This is a genomic window from Streptomyces sp. AM 2-1-1 (assembly GCF_029167645.1).
Taxonomy (GTDB): Bacteria; Actinomycetota; Actinomycetes; order Streptomycetales; family Streptomycetaceae; genus Streptomyces.
Genome location: NZ_CP119147.1, coordinates 6,299,953 through 6,314,596 on the forward strand (window position 1 = coordinate 6,299,953; position 14,644 = coordinate 6,314,596).

Here is a 14,644-nt window from a genome sequence, read left to right on the forward strand (position 1 = left end):
ACTCACACCGATCCTCCGGCGGAGGGGAGGGTGGGCCCATGAGCAGCGAACCCCTGTCCCTCGGTACGGCACTGGCCTCCTTCGACGCACTGTGGAGCCCTCGCGTCGTCACGCGCGTCAACGACTACGACGTACGCGTGGCGAAGGTCCACGGCGAACACGTCTGGCACGCCCACGACGACACCGACGAGTTCTTCCTGGTGCTCGACGGCGAACTGCGCATCGCGCTCCGGGAAGCCGCGGGGGAGCGCACGGTCGTGCTCGCCCGGGGTGCGGTCTTCACCGTCCCCCGGGGGACGGAGCACAAGCCGTCCGCCCCGTCGGGCGCCGCGATCCTCCTCTTCGAACCCACCGGGACGTCGTCGGTCGGCGACCGCCACGACGGGATCCCGGATCACGTGGACGCGACGACGGGCCATGCCCTCGGCACCTGAGGCCCGCGAGAGACCCCCGCACGGGCGGGGAGGAGCGCGCCGACAGGGGTGACCCTGTCGGTCGCGCCTGACATGATGTGCCGATGCAGGCGTCCGCGGGGAGAAGAGCCGGTCTGGGACTCGCCCTGGCCTCGGCGTTCGCGTTCGGCGGGTCCGGAGTGGCGGCCAAACCGCTCATCGAGGCGGGGCTCGATCCGCTCCACGTCGTGTGGCTCCGCGTGGCGGGCGCGGCGCTCGTCATGTCCCCCGCCGCGTGGCGCCACCGGCGCCTGCTGGGCCAACGGCCCGCACTGCTCGCCGGGTTCGGACTGTTCGCCGTCGCGGGTGTCCAGGCGTGCTACTTCGCCGCGATCGCGCGCATCCCGGTGGGCGTGGCCCTGCTCGTCGAGTACCTCGCGCCCGCCCTCGTACTCGGCTGGGTCCGGTTCGTACGGCGCCGTCCCGTCACCCGCGCCGCCGTCCTCGGTGTGCTCCTCGCGGCGGCCGGGCTCGCCTGCGTCGTCGAAGTGTGGGCGGGCCTCCGTTTCGACCTGCTCGGACTGGCGCTCGCCCTCGGGGCGGCCTGCTGCCAGGTGGGCTACTTCGTCCTCTCGGATCCGGGCGCGCCGAAGGGCGGGGGCGAACGTCGCGAACCGCCCCACCCCGTGGGCGTCATCGCGTACGGGTTGCTGGCCGGCACGCTGCTCCTCACCCTGGTCGCCCGCCCGTGGGGCATGGACTGGTCCGTGCTCGGCGGCGCCACCCGGATGAACGGTCACGAGGTCCCGGCCTGGCTGCTGCTGACCTGGGTGGTGCTGGTGGCGACCGTGCTCGCCTACCTGACCGGGGTGGTGTCCGTACGGCTCCTCTCCCCACAGGTGGCCGGAGTCGTCGCGTGCCTGGAAGCGGTGGTGGCCACCGTCCTCGCCTGGGTGCTGCTCGGCGAACACCTCTCCGGTCCGCAACTGGCCGGGGGCCTCGTGGTCCTGGCCGGGGCCTGGATCGCCCAGTCCGCCGCCCCGAAAGAAGCCCTCTCGGGACCGGTCGTGTCCGGGCATGCCGACGCGGTTCCCCCGCGTCAGAGGGCCGCGAGGTAGTCCGGGAGGGCCACCGCCGGGTCGAGGTCGTCGGAGGGGATCGGGGCGCCGTACGTCGGGGAGACCGGTACGACACCGGCCCAGTACGGCAGGGCGATGTCCTCGGGGTCGTCGTTGGGCCCCCCGGTACGCAGCTTCGCGGAGACCTCGTCCAGGTCCAGCCGGATCACCGCGGTGGCGGCGAGCTCCTTGTCGTCGGCGGGCCGTGAGTCCCGGGACCGCCCCGCGACGACCTGGTCCACGATCGCGTCGAGTGCCATTCGCCGCTCGTCCGGGTCCGTCACGGTGTACGCGACGCCGTGCGCCACCACCGAGCGGTAGTTGACGGAGTGGTGGAAGGCGGAACGGGCCAGGACCAGACCGTCGAGGTGGGTGACGGTCAGGCAGACCGCCAGGCCCGGATCCGTGCCGCCCGCCATCCGCAGCGGGCGGGAACCGGTCGAGCCGTGGATGTACAGCCGCCTGCCCACCCGGGCGTACAGCGTCGGCAGCACCACCGGGGCGCCGTCGCGGACGAAGCCGAGGTGACAGAGGTAACCGCTGTCGAGGATCGGGTGCACGACCCCGGGGTCGTAGGAGGCGCGCTGCTTGGCCCGGGTGGGAGTGGTGCGCCCGGTCGCCGCGTAGGGCGCGGCGTCCTCGTTCCCGGCGGTCCGCGTCAGGGGAGAGCCGACGGCTGCGGCAGGTTCCGACATTGCCTTCTCCATTGCACTAGTGCATAACTGAGTTTGCGCTAGGAGAGTACAGGACCGAGGGTGGACGCGTCGCCGGGGTTTTCACGCGCGGGGGCGGGGCCGGCGCGGGCCCCCGCGTCGCCGGTCGACGGCAGGGCCGTCAGCCCGCGTCGGACAGCTTGCGGAAGTCCCAGGAGACGACGGTGTCCGGGGTGAGCCGGAGCCAGGCGTGCCGGCCGTCGTGCGGCAGGGTGTCGATCCCGAAGTACTTCGCCGGGAACAGGCTCTCCGCGGTGGCGAGTTCCTCGCACGGTTCACCCGTGCGCGGCGCCTCGCCCACCGGGACGGCCTCGCCCCGCAGCTCGACGCCGCGCAGTTCGCCGTACTCGTCGCCGTCGTCGACGATCACCGCTACCCGTGGGTCCCGCAACAGGTGGGACCACCGCAGGCTGCGGGTCAAGGAGTAGAGCCAGATCGACGTACCGTCCCAGACGAACCACAGGGCCCCGACGTGGGGCCGGCCGTCCGCGCCGACGGAGGCGACCCGGCAGGTGCGCCGCTCGGTCAGATAGGCGTCGCGCTCCTCGTCGGTCATCATGATCCGGCGGCCTCGTCGTTGAGCGGCGGCCATGGGGTGCCTTCCCGTCGTCCGAATGGATCCCAGGATCATCGGGCCCCCCGGCGGCTCCGCGCAATGCCCGGGAGCGCGCCCGGTGGCGGGAGCGCGCCCCCGCTGCCGGGGAGCGCCCGCACCACCGGGGAACGCCCGCGACGCCTCAGGCCAGCGTGATCGATCCGTCCGTCACCGTGATCCGCTTCGCGGGCAGGGCGACGGTGGCCGGGCCGCCCGTCGGCTCACCCGTCGCGGGATCGAAGGTCGACCGGTGACACGGGCAGGTGATGGCGCCGTCGATCACCCCGCTCACCGCGCAGCCCTGGTGGGTGCAGGTGGCGGAGAAGGCCTTGAACCGGCCGGCGGTCGGCTGGGTCACCACGACGCCCTGGTCCGCGAAGACCCTGCCGCCGCCCTCCGGCACGTCACTGGTCCTGCCGAGGACCGTACCGGCCTTCCCGCCGGTGCCCGAGTCGCCGGAGTCCCCGCACGCGGTGAGGGCCGCCACCGCCCCTGCCGCGCCCACCGCCACCACGACGGCACGTCTGCCGGGCCCGGGCCGCGCACCGCTGCTCCGCGGTGCGCGATCCCCCGGGGCGAGACCCTGCGGCGCGAACTCCTGAGACCCGGATTCCTGCGTGGTGGTCATACGGGGTGTCCCTTCGTCGTACCGCGAGGCTGGACCACGGGAACGTACCGGCGCGGGCGGGTGTTCCTGAACCGCCGTTCCTCACAGCCGGCGCCGCGCCCGGCCCCACGGCCCCGCGCACGGGTCGCCCGGGGTGGGCGGTGGGGTGACGATGGAGAGAATCCCGGGGGCGCTGTGGGACGGGAGTAAACCGTGGGGCGCACCGATGTACTGATCGTGGGCGCGGGCCCGGTCGGGCTGACCGCCGCTCTGGAACTTCGGCGCCGCGGCGTCACCTGCCGGGTGATCGACAAGCTGCGAGCCCCGGTTCCGCACGCCAGGGCGGTGGGAATCCAGCCCAGGACCCTCGAATTGTGGGACCGGGCGGGAGTCGCCGACGACGCGCTGGCCGCCGCCGTGCCGATGCGCGGCCAACTGGTGTACATCGACGGCGTGGAACGGTCCCGCGTCGGGCTGACGTTGCCGCCGGACGTGCCGTACGGCTTCGCCGCGCTGCCGCAGTACGAGACCGAGCGGATCCTCACCGAGCACCTGGAGCGGTACGGCACCACGGTCGAGCGCGGCACCGAACTGGTCTCCTTCGTGCAGGACGGCGGAGGTGTGTGGAGCAGCGTGGTCACGGAGACGGGCCGCACACGTGACCTCCGCTCCCGTTACCTCGTCGGATGCGACGGCGCGCACAGCGCGGTACGCAAAGGGCTCGGGCTCACTTTCGAAGGCGGCGCGTTCGCCGAGGAGTACATGCTGGCGGACGTGGAGACCGACTGGAGTCTCCCACCGGGGTACGCCGTCCGCGCGACGCGTCCCGGCGGCGACGGCCGACCCGACGACCTTCTCGTCGGGATCCCCCTGCCGGGCCGTTCGCGCTACCGGATGTCGATGCTGGTACCGCCGGAGCTGTCCTCGTCGGGCGGGCCGCCGGACCCGGTCGCGCACGGCACTCGGGAAGGGCTCCGCCCCGAACTGGCGCACATCCAGGCGGTCGTGGACCGGCTCGCCCCGGAGCCGGCCACGGTGTCCGGGATGCGCTGGTCGTCCGTCTTCCGCATCAGCCACCGGATCGTGGACCGGTACGGGACGGGCCGGGTGTTCGTCGCCGGCGACGCCGCGCACATCCACCCGCCCACCGGCGCCCAGGGCATGAACACCGGCATCCAGGACGCGGTCAACCTCGCCTGGAAACTGGCCCTGGCGACGGCGGGCCTCACCACCCCCTCCCTGCTGGAGAGTTACGACGCCGAGCGCAGGCCGGTGGGGGAGGAGGTCGTCGGCCGCACCGTACGGCACGCCACCGGAGGCGGCGTACCGTCCGGTCCCGACGACCTCGGGACCGTCATGCTGCGCGAGGCCCAACTCCTCGTCGGCTACCGGGACGGGCCGCTCACCGGGGCGCTCTCGGGAGGACCCGGAGCGCCCGACTCCGGCGACCGCGCCCCGGACTGCGGAGGGCTCGTCGGCCCTCTCACGAGGTACGGGGTGCGGCTCTTCGACCTGCTGCGGCGCGGACCTGACCACACGCTGGTGCTGTACGGCCCGGACACCGCGGCCCTGGACCGGTTCGGCGGAGCGGTCGCCGAGCTCGCCCGGCGTACACACGGCCGGGTGCCCGTCGTCGCGTTGCTCGGGATCGGCGAGCCGGTGGAGGGGAACAGCAGGGTCCCCCTGTGGAGCGACAGCCGGGCGGAGTTCCGGCGGATCTACCGCACCGAAGCCCCCACCGCCTTCCTCGTCCGCCCCGACGGGTACCTCGCCACGCGGTTCGGGCCGGACAACGTGACGGAGCTGTCCGCATACCTCACCCGGGTCCTGCGCACCTGAGCCGCGGAGCGCGGCCCGTCGCGGTGGGGCGACCGGGCACGCGGGTGTCAGGAGAGCTTGGCGAGCTGCGCCGACACGAGCGTGGCGGGCGGCCCGGACACCTCGTCCGTCGCCGGCCTCTTGCCGAGGTAGGCCCCCGCGTCCATGGTGGTGAAGGAGACCAGGGTGCTGCCCTGGCGTGCGACGACCAGGGAGAAGGGGGTCTCCTTGTCCGCGTCGCCGACGGAAGTGGTCCAGCCGGCGGCGGCCTGACCGCCGTTCGCGCCGGCCGGCAGGATCCGGAAGACTTCCTGGGTCCGGCCCTCCACCCTCGCGGTGAAGCCTGCGCTGCAGGCGGTGGCCGCCGCGCGGACACCCGCCAGCGCCGCAGTCGCCTCCTCCTCCTCGTAGGAGGAGAGGGTGACCAGACTCGTCGTCATCTCGACGGACTTCTCCACCTCCTCCGTGACCTCGTCCTCGGAGGTGACCGAGCCGGTGTCCACCCCGGCCGTGTCCGACTTGGTGACGGTGAGGCCGGTCGCGCCGACGCTGCCCTTCTGCGGGGCGGCGAAGAGAGCCAGGGCGAAGGGGAGGCACACGGCCCGGTCCACTGTGACGGGCCCGGTGATGCCCTCGTCGGCCTTCCCGACGACGTAGCCGGGGACGTCGCCCTGGACGAGTGCTGCCCTGCGCAGTTCGGCGGTGCTCAGGGCCGCGGTGGTGGTCGTCTCGGCTTCGACGGTTGCCTCCGGGCTCCCGGCTCGTGCGGACGGAGTCTCCGACGAGCTTCCGCAAGCGGGGGTCAGGACCACCAGGGTGGCCACCGGTACGGCGAGGACGGATCGGCGGAGGACGGCAGCGCGCATGGGGTGTTTCTCCTCTGGGGGTCGCAACGCCCGGTGTGTGACCTGAGGTTCACGTGTGTGCACCACGGATGTTGCCCGTGCGCACCCTATGTGCGCACGCGCCCCTGGTCATGGGCGTGTCCGCCGCAGCCGGTGATCGTGATTCCGTCGTGATCGACTCGTCGGCGCGTACCGGCTCGTACCGGCGCGCACCGGCCCGCACGCCGGGAAACCGGAGTTCCGGGGCCTCGGCGCACCCGTGGTCCCACGGTCTCCCGCGGCCGCTCCCGGGTGCGCCGGCCCCGGTCGGCGCCCGACCGCGTCCCCCTGCGTGCCGCGCGGATGCGCGTGCGGCGGTTCGGGTGGTGGGCGCGAAGGATGCGGGGCGGGTGCGGCGGCAGCCACACCGTGGTCGCCGGGGCGGCGTCCCGGGGGCGGCGCCGTCGTCCGCGACCAAGGGGTGGGAGACCTGCCGGCCGCCCGGAGGCTCCCGCAGCGCGGGCGCCTAAGGCCCCGCGCCGGTCGGTGGCCGGTCGGCACCGGGTCGGGTGCCGGCCGCTCGCGCCGTCCTGGGCCGCCGAGCGGCTGCCGGCACGGTCCGGGCACCCTTCCGGCTCCACCCTTGCGTTGACACGCGCGGGCCTTTTGGCGATGCTCTCGGAGAGCGCTCTCCCCGTTCCTGCGGGGAACGCCTCACGAGGGGGACGCGGTGACGCAGGAAGAAATCGCCCGGCTGCTGGACAAGCTGGACACGCGCCAGAAGGTACGGCTGCTCACGGGCGCGACCACGTGGCGCACCGCCGACGAACCCGCCCTGGGGCTCCGCGGGATGGTGATGTCCGACGGACCCGCCGGGGTGCGCGGGGAGAGCTGGGAGGAGCGGAACACCTCGGCACTGCTGCCGTCCGCCTCCGCCCTCGGCGCGATGTGGGACGAAGGGCTGACCGAGCGACTGGGCGGCCTGCTCGCCGCCGAGGCGCGCGGGAAGGGCGTGGACGTCGTGCTCGCGCCCACCCTCAACCTCCACCGGTCACCGCTGGGCGGCCGCCACTTCGAGTGCTACTCCGAGGACCCCGAGCTGACCGCCCGTACCGGCGTCGCTCTGATCCGGGGCATCCAGGCGCAGGGCGTCGCCGCCTGCGCCAAGCACTACGTCGCCAACGACTCCGAGACGGAGCGCCTCACCGTCTCCGTCGGCCTCGACGAGCGCACCCTGCGCGAGGTCTACCTCGTCCCCTTCGAAGCGGCCGTGCGGGCCGCCCGGGTACGGGCGGTGATGTGCGGCTACAACGCGGTCAACGGCACCACCCTGGCAGAGAACCCCCTCCTCGGGCATCCGCTCAAGGAGGAATGGGGATTCGACGGCCTCCTCGTCTCCGACTGGGGCGCGGTGCGCTCCACCGTGCCCGCCGGCCGCGCCGCCCTCGACCTGGCGATGCCCGGCCCCGAGAGCCCCTGGGCGGACGGCCTCGTCCGGGCGGTCGAGGACGGCCGCGTCCCCGTCGCCGCGATCGACGACAAGGTGGGCCGCCTGCTGCGGCTCGCCGACCGGGTCGGCGCGCTCCACCGCGCCCCCGCCCCGGCACCCGCGGCCCCGGACGAGTCGCGCGCGCTGCTGCGGCGCGCGGTCGCCGCCGGCTGCGTGCTGCTCGGCAACCGGGGCGTCCTGCCGCTGGACCCGGCCTCGCTCACCTCCCTCGCGGTGATCGGCGCGCAGGCCGCGGACCCCCGCGTGCAGGGCGGCGGCAGCGCCGGCGTCCACCCCCGTCACGTCTCCACACCGCTCGACGCCCTCCGCGACGCCCTCGGCGGAACCGCCCGCATCGTGCACGCCCCCGGCCCCGCCCTGGGCGCGCCCCCCTTCCTCGGCGGCCCCGACTGCCTCGATCCGCGCGACGGCCGGCCCGGCACCCTGCTGCGGGTGCTCGGCCCGGACGGCGCCGAACTGTACGCGGGGCACCGGGAATCCGGCCGGCAGATCGAGCCTCCCCTGCCGTCCGGCGCCCGCACCGTGGAGATCAGCGCCCGGCTGACCCCCGCCGCGGGCGGCACCTGGACCTTCGGTGTCGGGGGATTCGGCCGGATGAGCCTGACCGTCGACGGCACTGCGCTGGTCGACGGGGTGTTCCCGCGCGAGACCGACGACCCGGCGGTGGTGCACGTCAACCCGCCGAGCCGGTACGGCGAGGCCGCCCTGACGGCCGGGCGGTCCGTGCTGGTCGTGGCCCGCCGCGAACTCGCCGAGGACACCGGACGCGCCACCCTCGTGACGGCCGCCCCGCCGCGGCCCGACCGCGCGACCGCGCTGGCGGACGCGGTGGAGGCCGCCCGCACGGCGGACGCGGCCGTCGTCTTCGTGGGCACCACTCAGGACAGCGAGTCGGAGGGCCACGACCGGACCACCCTCGCGCTCCCCGGTGACCAGGACGACCTCGTCCGCGCGGTGGTCGCCGTCCAGCCCCGTACCGTCGTCGTCGTCAACTCCGGCGGGCCGGTCGAGATGCCCTGGCGGGAGGCCGCCCCGGCCGTGCTGCTTGCCTGGTTCCCCGGGCAGGAGGCCGGAACCGGCGTGGCCGACGTGCTGTTCGGCGCCGCGGAACCGGGCGGCCGGCTGCCGACCACCTGGCCCGCCGCCCTCGCCGACGCACCGGTCACCTCGGTGCGGCCGGTGGACGGCGTGCTGCGGTACACCGAGGGCCCGCACATCGGCCACCGGGCCTGGCTGCGCGAACACCGCACGCCCGCCTACTGGTTCGGCCACGGACTCGGCTACACGACCTGGGAGTACGAGGAGGTGGCGGTCTCCTCCCCGGGCGACGGGGCCGGTGACACGGCCTTCACCGTCTCCGTACGCCTGCGCAACACCGGCGCCCGGCCGGGCCGGGAGGTCCCACAGGTCTACCTCGCGCGGCCCGGCTCGGCGGTGGAGCGCCCCGTACGGTGGCTGGCCGGGTACACCGCCGTCACCGCCGGACCGGGAGAGGTCGTCACCGCAGCCGTACACGTGCCCCACCGGGCCCTGCACCACTGGTCCCCGCGGGAGCGGGGGTGGCTGACCGAGTCCGGGGCGTACGAGGTGCACGCCGGGCCATCGGCCGGACAACTGCCCCTGGCCGCCTCGGTGGAGGTCCGCGGCACGACGGACGGCCGCTTCTGCGGAGAGCGCTTCCCGGAGCGCTGACCGTCCGCCGGTAGGGTACCGGCATGAGCAGACGCGCCCCCAGGCTCGAAGACGTCGCGCGGGAGGCGGGCGTCTCCCGCGCCACCGTGTCCCGCGTGGTCAACGGCATCCGCAACGTGGACCCGGCCATCCAGGACGCGGTACGGGACGCCATCGCGCGGACCGGTTACGCCCCCAACGGCGCCGCCCGCGCCCTGGTGACCCGGCGGGCCCGGACCCTCGCCCTCGTGGTCTCCGGCGCGGGGGACGACTCCGAGGACGGCCAGAACCTCTTCGCCTCGCAGGCGCTGGCCGACCCCTTCTTCGGGCGGGTGGTCAGCGGGGTCGTCGGCTTCCTGCGGCCGCGTTCGATGTACCCGGTGCTGATGTTCGCGGAGACGGACGCCGCCCGGCGCGAGGTGGTGGAGTACCTCCGGCAGGGCAGGGCCGACGGGGCGCTGATCTTCTCCACGCACGCCGAGGACCCGCTGCCCGCCCTGCTGGCCGCCGAACGGCTGCCCTGCGTGCTCTTCGCGCGCCCCGGCGTTCCGGCGCGGGTGACCTATGTGGACGTGGCCCACCGGGACGGCGCCCGACTGGCCGCCGAACACCTGCTGGCCCGGGGGTGCGAACGCGTCGCCACCATCACCGGACCGCTGGACCTGCCGGCCGCCCAGGACCGGCTGGCGGGCTTCCGGGAGACGATGGAACGCCACGGTCACCCCTACGTACCCGTCGCGGAGGGCGGCTTCACCGCCGACAGCGGGGCCGCCGCACTCCGTCGCCTGCTGCGCGAACACCCCTCGATCGACGGGGTGTTCGCGGCCAACGACGTGATGGCGCGGGGCGTGTGCGACGCACTGAGGGAGCTGGGCCGCCGGGTCCCCGAGGACGTCGCGGTCGTCGGGTTCGACGACTCCAGCGCCGCGACCGCCACCGAACCGCCGCTCACCACGGTCCGCCAGCCGATGGAGGAGATGGCGGCCCGCATGGCGTGTCTGCTCCAGGAGGAGATCGAGGGGACCCGCACCGAGCCCACCGCCGTCATCTTCGAACCCGAACTCGTGGTGCGCGCCTCCGCGTAGTTCCGCCCCCGCAGGGGCGCGCACGACCTGGTCGGGCGCCGGGTGTCCGGTGCCCGACCAGGCCGTGCGCCGGAGGAGCGCGCCCGCCCCGTCACGTCCCGGAGCGCGCGGCCCGCCTCGACCCGGTCCGTCCCGTGACGGGGCGGAAACGGGACGGACCGGGGGTTACGGGGTGGAGACGGCCGGAGCCTGCTCCCCTACGGCAGGCGGTAGTCCGCGTTCAGCGCGGCGCCGGCCTCCGGGTGGTTCTGGTCCCAGCCGCGGGCGTCGCACTGCAGACCACCGACGATGCAGTGGTCGACGAGCGCCTTGAGCGTCGGCTCGTTCCACGCGTTGAAGAAGTCGTAGTGGAAGGAGTACCCGCGTCCGCTCGCCAGCCTGACCTGCGACATGTCGCCGCTGACGGGGAACGCCATCTTGAACTCGACCATCGGCAGGGCCACCGGATGGTCGGCCGGGCAGACGTTGTCGTTGGTGCCCGGCTTCACGACCGGATACGCCATGTGGGCCTGGTGGTTCGGCGTGTCCAGGTGCAGACCGTCCCAGCAACTGGGAGCCTGCATGCGGAGGTTGAGCTGACTACCGACCGGGCAGGTGGCCGGGAAGTCGATGTTGCCGAAGCTCTCCCCGCACTCCCAGCCCTCCACCCAGCCCTTGAGTGCCCGGAACTGCGCGGCGCTCTGCGTCGGACTGCCCACCACGTAGCGCAGCCCCTTGGGGAAGGGACGGACGCTGGTGTAGTCGGTCACCCCGGCCTTGTAGTAGATGACCTGCTGCCCGATCGGGAGGACCTTCGTGTCGCCCTTGAAGAGGGACGGCATCCAGTAGGCCGAGGAGTCGCCGGGCACCTTGCAGGTGGTGTTGCCGCCGTACAGCGAGGCGGTGACACTCCGGGCGTTGGTCGTCGTGTTGCCCATGAAGGTGTGGTCGTGGGACGCGCCGGCCTGGCCGGGGAAGACGATCGGGTCGTCCGGCGCGGTGTGGGTGACGGAACAGTTGGCCTGGAACTCGTGGAAGTAGCGCGGCGCCGGCGTGCCCCACGACGGGTTCACACCGGTGACGGGCGGGACGGCGGGGATGTAGCCGTCACCGTCCACGTCGTCGGCCGAAGCGGCCGAGGCCGCCGCGGCGACGTGCCCCATGTGGGGCGAGCCCGCCGTCGCCGCGCCCGCCACCGCGTCGGTGGACGCCGCGCCGGGCGAGACCGCCGTGAGGGTCGAGCCGACACCGAGGAGGGTGGCGGCCAGGGCCGTGCCGACCAGGATCGCCGAAAGCCTTCTCGCGGCGCCCTGCTTGTTCTTCGTGCCTTTCATGGAGTTCCTCTCCGCTGGAGGGGGTGGGATGCCGCCGGTGCCGGTCCGGCACCGGCGGCACGGAAGAGGGGGAGTGCGCCGCCCGTCCGTCAGGCGTAGACACCGATCTCGTGCAGGGAGTAACCCCAGCCGGTGCCCCGGGCCTTGAGGACGAGGCGGACGTGGCGGGCGGTCTGCCCGAGGGTGACGGTGTCGATGTCGCCGTTGCCCGTGGTGGTCGTGTACACCGTGCGCCAGGTGGCGTTGTCGTCGGACAGCTGCACCTCGTACGAGGAGGCGAAGGCCGGGTCCCACTGGAGCTGGAGCGTCCGCAGGGCGGTGCGGCTGCCCAGATCCACCTGGATGGACTGCGGGTCGCTCCAGTCGCTGGCCCACCGGGTGACCGGGTTGCCGTCGACCGCGTTGGCCGGGGTGCAGGGGCAGTCGCCGTACGCGGCCTGGGAGGACGAGGCGGTGGCCGGCTTGTTCAGCGCCACGTTGGTGCCGTCCACGGGCGGCGCCACCACCCGCACCGACTTCGTCTCGAAGCCGGCGTTGCCGTGCCCGTCCTCCGCCCGGATGTAGACCTTCCAGACGCCCAGCTTCTCGGGTGCCGTCACGGCGAAGGTGCCGTTCCCGGTGGACCGCCACGCGGCCTCCACCAGCGCCTTGTCGCCGGTGGCGTAGTTCCCGCTGAGGAAGACCTTGTACGTCACCGGGTCGTTGTCCGGGTCGCGGACGTCGGCGCGGACGGTGAACTCCTTCCCGGCCGGGGCGGCGGAGGCCGGCGAGACGGTCATGTTGCTGATCACGGGCGGGGTGTTGTCCCCGGCCGTCGAACCGGCGTACGCCCGCTTCACCGCGTAGTACGAGAGCCGCTTGAACCCGCCCGGCACCAGGTTGAACCAGATCCCGCCGAAGTCGTGCTCGGTGCCGTAGTGGAACATCGTGGCGCCGAGCGCCACGCCCCGGTGGGCGGTGATGCAGTTCCACGCGTCGGTGTACCCGGCGGCGGTCTGCACGTCGGTCTTCTGGTCGGGGACGCCGTTCGCGTCGTTCGCGACCTCCCACTCACCGGCCGGACCCGTCTCGGTGATGATGTAGGGCTTGGTGTATCCGCCCGCCACCCAGTCGCGCTGCACGTTGCAGACGTCGCCGTAGGAGTTCATCGAGTAGAGGTCCAGGTCGGGCGCGTTGCGCTTGTAGTACGGCCAGGCGCCGGTCCACGCGTCGGTGGAGGTCACCGGGTGGTCGGGGTCGATCGAGTGGATCTTCTTGGCCACGTCGTTGACGAAGGTGGTGTACGCGTTGCGCTGCGCCTCCAGCTCCGTCCCGCTGTAGCAGTTCTGGAGCCCGAGCACCGACTCGTTGCCGACGTTCCACATCAGGGTCGCCGGGTGGGTCTTGTAGGCGTCGACCCACTTGGCGAACTCCGCCAGCGAGTTGTTCTTGTACGTGGTGTCGGTGACGTAGTTGACGCAGCCGCCGCTGCCGGGGCCGCCACCGGGCTGCAGCCAGAAGCCGTTGATGATCCGGATGCCGTTGGCCGCCGCCGAGTCGAGCAGCGGTTTGGTCGAACCGTCGGTGCCCCAGGTGCGGATGGTGTTGACGCCCATGGACTTCACGTCGGGCAGGTACTTCGGGGCGTCGGCGACGGAGGGGCCCCACGTGAGGCCCTTCACGGTGTACGGCTGGCCGCCCGCCTGCAACTGCCAGTTGCCCTGCGAGCCGGTCACCTTCACCGCGCCCCCGGAGGCCGGCGGCGTGGTGGTGCCGGTGCTGCCGTAGACCTGGAACTCCCAGAGGGAGTAGCCGTATCCGCCCGCCCGGGCGGTGCCCAGCATCCGGACGTACCGGCCGGAACCGGAGAGCGTGAGGTCATCCGTGCCGCCGTCGCCCTGGGTGACGGTACGCAGGGTCCGCCAGTCCGTGCCGTTGTCGGACGCCTGGATCTCGTACGACTTTCCGTAGGCGGACTCCCAGGTCAGGACGGCGCGGCTGAGGTTCGCCGACGCGCCGAGGTCGACCTGGATCCACTGCGGATCGCTCCACCGGCTCGCCCACCGGGTGCCGGTGAGGTTGCCGTCGACGGCGGCCGCGGCGGAGTAGCCGTCACCCTCGGCCGAGGAGGCGGTGGCGGGCCGGCCCTGCGAGAGCAGGGTGTCGGCCGCCGTGGCGCCCGGCGCCGCGAGCAGGGTGAGCGAGGACGCCACGAGGGCGCCGAGGGCGGTGAGGGAGACGAGCCGCCGTCCGGCCCGTGGGCGGCCGGAAACAGCGGGGAGTGGTCTGAACACGTGGGCTCCTGGCGGGTGCTGAGAGGAGACCGGCATCCCGTTGCCGGTCTTGGAGAGCGCTCTCCCGAGAGTGTCGCGGGGGCGTGTTCCTGTCAATGAGGTGGGCGCGAACTCTCTGGGGCGCCGCCTCCGCGGGCGCCTTCGACACCCCGCCGGCACGGGGCGCCGTGGCGTCGCGGGCGTACGGGTCGCTTCGCGAGGTTTCACCGGTCCGGCGTTCCGGGGGAGAGGGTCGGTCGACCGAAGTGTGGCTGGAACTCGATCCACACCGTTGGCCCGGAGTCGCGCCGATGGAAGGGTGGTCGAACTGGGAAGAGGCAGATGGGGCGGGTGTGCGGCAGCGGCTCCGGAGTCTGCGGAGAATGGCCGGTTCAACGCTTGCTTTCCCTCGGTGTGTCGAGTAAAGCGGTCAGGACTCGCCGCTGGTGCGGAGGTGGGGTGACCGAGGGGCCGCGGCGCCGGAACGGAGGCGGCTGACCCTCGGGCCGTTGCCCCATACACGTGGTGGTGCGGGGCGAGGAAGAGGCGGCCGGGCCGGGACGGCGAGCCGCCCCGGCCGCCGGCGAACGGACGAAGGACCCGCCCGATCCCGCGGGTGGGGGCCGTGCTCGGGCCGCACGTCCGGTGGCCGGAACCCGCCCGGCCTCGTCGGCGGTCGCCTCCACCCGGTGGCGCTCCCGGTCGGGGAGCCGGACGGGGGCGCCGGGAGACCGGGGGGCTTGCCG

Annotated in this window: 11 protein-coding genes; 5 read left to right on the plus strand and 6 right to left on the minus strand. The window is 73.6% G+C overall.

From position 1 onward, the window contains the following. Nucleotides 1–38: 38 nt before the first annotated feature. Nucleotides 39–434: a cupin domain-containing protein gene (locus PZB77_RS27470; protein ID WP_275495313.1), complete on the plus strand. Its 396-nt coding sequence runs from the start codon at nucleotides 39–41 to the stop codon at nucleotides 432–434. 83 nt (nucleotides 435–517) lie between these two features. Further along, nucleotides 518–1,510, plus strand: a complete 993-nt coding sequence (locus tag PZB77_RS27475) for an EamA family transporter (protein WP_275495314.1) — start codon at nucleotides 518–520, stop codon at nucleotides 1,508–1,510. Here PZB77_RS27475 and PZB77_RS27480 read toward each other — a convergent pair. From PZB77_RS27480 to PZB77_RS27490, 3 genes are all read right to left on the minus strand, one after another. Then, on the minus strand, nucleotides 1,492–2,205 hold the full coding sequence (locus tag PZB77_RS27480; protein ID WP_275495315.1) for a pyridoxamine 5'-phosphate oxidase family protein: 714 nt from the start codon (nucleotides 2,203–2,205) through the stop codon (nucleotides 1,492–1,494). The two genes, PZB77_RS27475 and PZB77_RS27480, sit on opposite strands and share 19 nt — an antisense overlap. Nucleotides 2,206–2,344: 139 nt before the next feature. After that, nucleotides 2,345–2,815, minus strand: coding sequence for a pyridoxamine 5'-phosphate oxidase family protein (locus tag PZB77_RS27485; protein WP_275495316.1), 471 nt, complete (start codon nucleotides 2,813–2,815; stop codon nucleotides 2,345–2,347). A 145-nt stretch (nucleotides 2,816–2,960) separates the two neighbouring features. After that, nucleotides 2,961–3,446 carry a Rieske (2Fe-2S) protein gene (locus PZB77_RS27490; protein WP_275495317.1) on the minus strand — a complete coding sequence of 162 codons (486 nt, stop codon included), beginning with the start codon at nucleotides 3,444–3,446 and terminating at the stop codon, nucleotides 2,961–2,963. 192 nt (nucleotides 3,447–3,638) lie between these two features. On the opposite strand from PZB77_RS27490, the gene PZB77_RS27495 reads away from it, so the two are divergent. Then, nucleotides 3,639–5,264, plus strand: a complete 1,626-nt coding sequence (locus tag PZB77_RS27495) for an FAD-dependent monooxygenase (RefSeq protein WP_275495318.1) — start codon at nucleotides 3,639–3,641, stop codon at nucleotides 5,262–5,264. Between the two features lie 47 nt (nucleotides 5,265–5,311). Here the strand turns inward: PZB77_RS27495 and PZB77_RS27500 are convergent, their stop codons facing one another. Next, entirely contained in the window at nucleotides 5,312–6,109 is a 798-nt protein-coding gene (locus tag PZB77_RS27500) for a hypothetical protein (protein ID WP_275495319.1), read from the minus strand. Between the two features lie 688 nt (nucleotides 6,110–6,797). Between PZB77_RS27500 and PZB77_RS27505 the strand changes: the two genes are divergently transcribed. Beyond that, complete coding sequence (locus PZB77_RS27505) at nucleotides 6,798–9,269, plus strand: glycoside hydrolase family 3 C-terminal domain-containing protein (RefSeq protein WP_275495320.1); 2,472 nt, start codon at nucleotides 6,798–6,800, stop codon at nucleotides 9,267–9,269. Nucleotides 9,270–9,292: 23 nt separating this feature from the next. Continuing rightward, on the plus strand, nucleotides 9,293–10,333 hold the full coding sequence (locus tag PZB77_RS27510; RefSeq protein WP_275495321.1) for a LacI family DNA-binding transcriptional regulator: 1,041 nt from the start codon (nucleotides 9,293–9,295) through the stop codon (nucleotides 10,331–10,333). 197 nt (nucleotides 10,334–10,530) lie between these two features. On the opposite strand, the gene PZB77_RS27515 is transcribed toward PZB77_RS27510, so the two are convergent. Continuing rightward, a complete protein-coding gene (locus PZB77_RS27515; protein ID WP_275495322.1) occupies nucleotides 10,531–11,646 on the minus strand; it encodes a DUF1996 domain-containing protein in 1,116 nt (371 codons plus the stop codon). An 89-nt stretch (nucleotides 11,647–11,735) separates the two neighbouring features. After that, entirely contained in the window at nucleotides 11,736–13,955 is a 2,220-nt protein-coding gene (locus PZB77_RS27520) for a discoidin domain-containing protein (RefSeq protein WP_275495323.1), read from the minus strand. Between the last annotated feature and the right edge of the window lie 689 nt (nucleotides 13,956–14,644).

Coding starts and splice junctions, on each gene's coding strand:
- PZB77_RS27510 (WP_275495321.1), top strand. CDS start 9,293: ATGAGCAGACGCGCCCCCAGGCTCGAAGACGTCGCGCGGGAGGCGGGC.
- PZB77_RS27520 (WP_275495323.1), bottom strand. CDS start 13,955: ATGCCGGTCTCCTCTCAGCACCCGCCAGGAGCCCACGTGTTCAGACCA.
- PZB77_RS27475 (WP_275495314.1), top strand. CDS start 518: ATGCAGGCGTCCGCGGGGAGAAGAGCCGGTCTGGGACTCGCCCTGGCC.
- PZB77_RS27480 (WP_275495315.1), bottom strand. CDS start 2,205: ATGTCGGAACCTGCCGCAGCCGTCGGCTCTCCCCTGACGCGGACCGCC.
- PZB77_RS27500 (WP_275495319.1), bottom strand. CDS start 6,109: ATGCGCGCTGCCGTCCTCCGCCGATCCGTCCTCGCCGTACCGGTGGCC.
- PZB77_RS27485 (WP_275495316.1), bottom strand. CDS start 2,815: ATGGCCGCCGCTCAACGACGAGGCCGCCGGATCATGATGACCGACGAG.
- PZB77_RS27515 (WP_275495322.1), bottom strand. CDS start 11,646: ATGAAAGGCACGAAGAACAAGCAGGGCGCCGCGAGAAGGCTTTCGGCG.
- PZB77_RS27490 (WP_275495317.1), bottom strand. CDS start 3,446: ATGACCACCACGCAGGAATCCGGGTCTCAGGAGTTCGCGCCGCAGGGT.
- PZB77_RS27470 (WP_275495313.1), top strand. CDS start 39: ATGAGCAGCGAACCCCTGTCCCTCGGTACGGCACTGGCCTCCTTCGAC.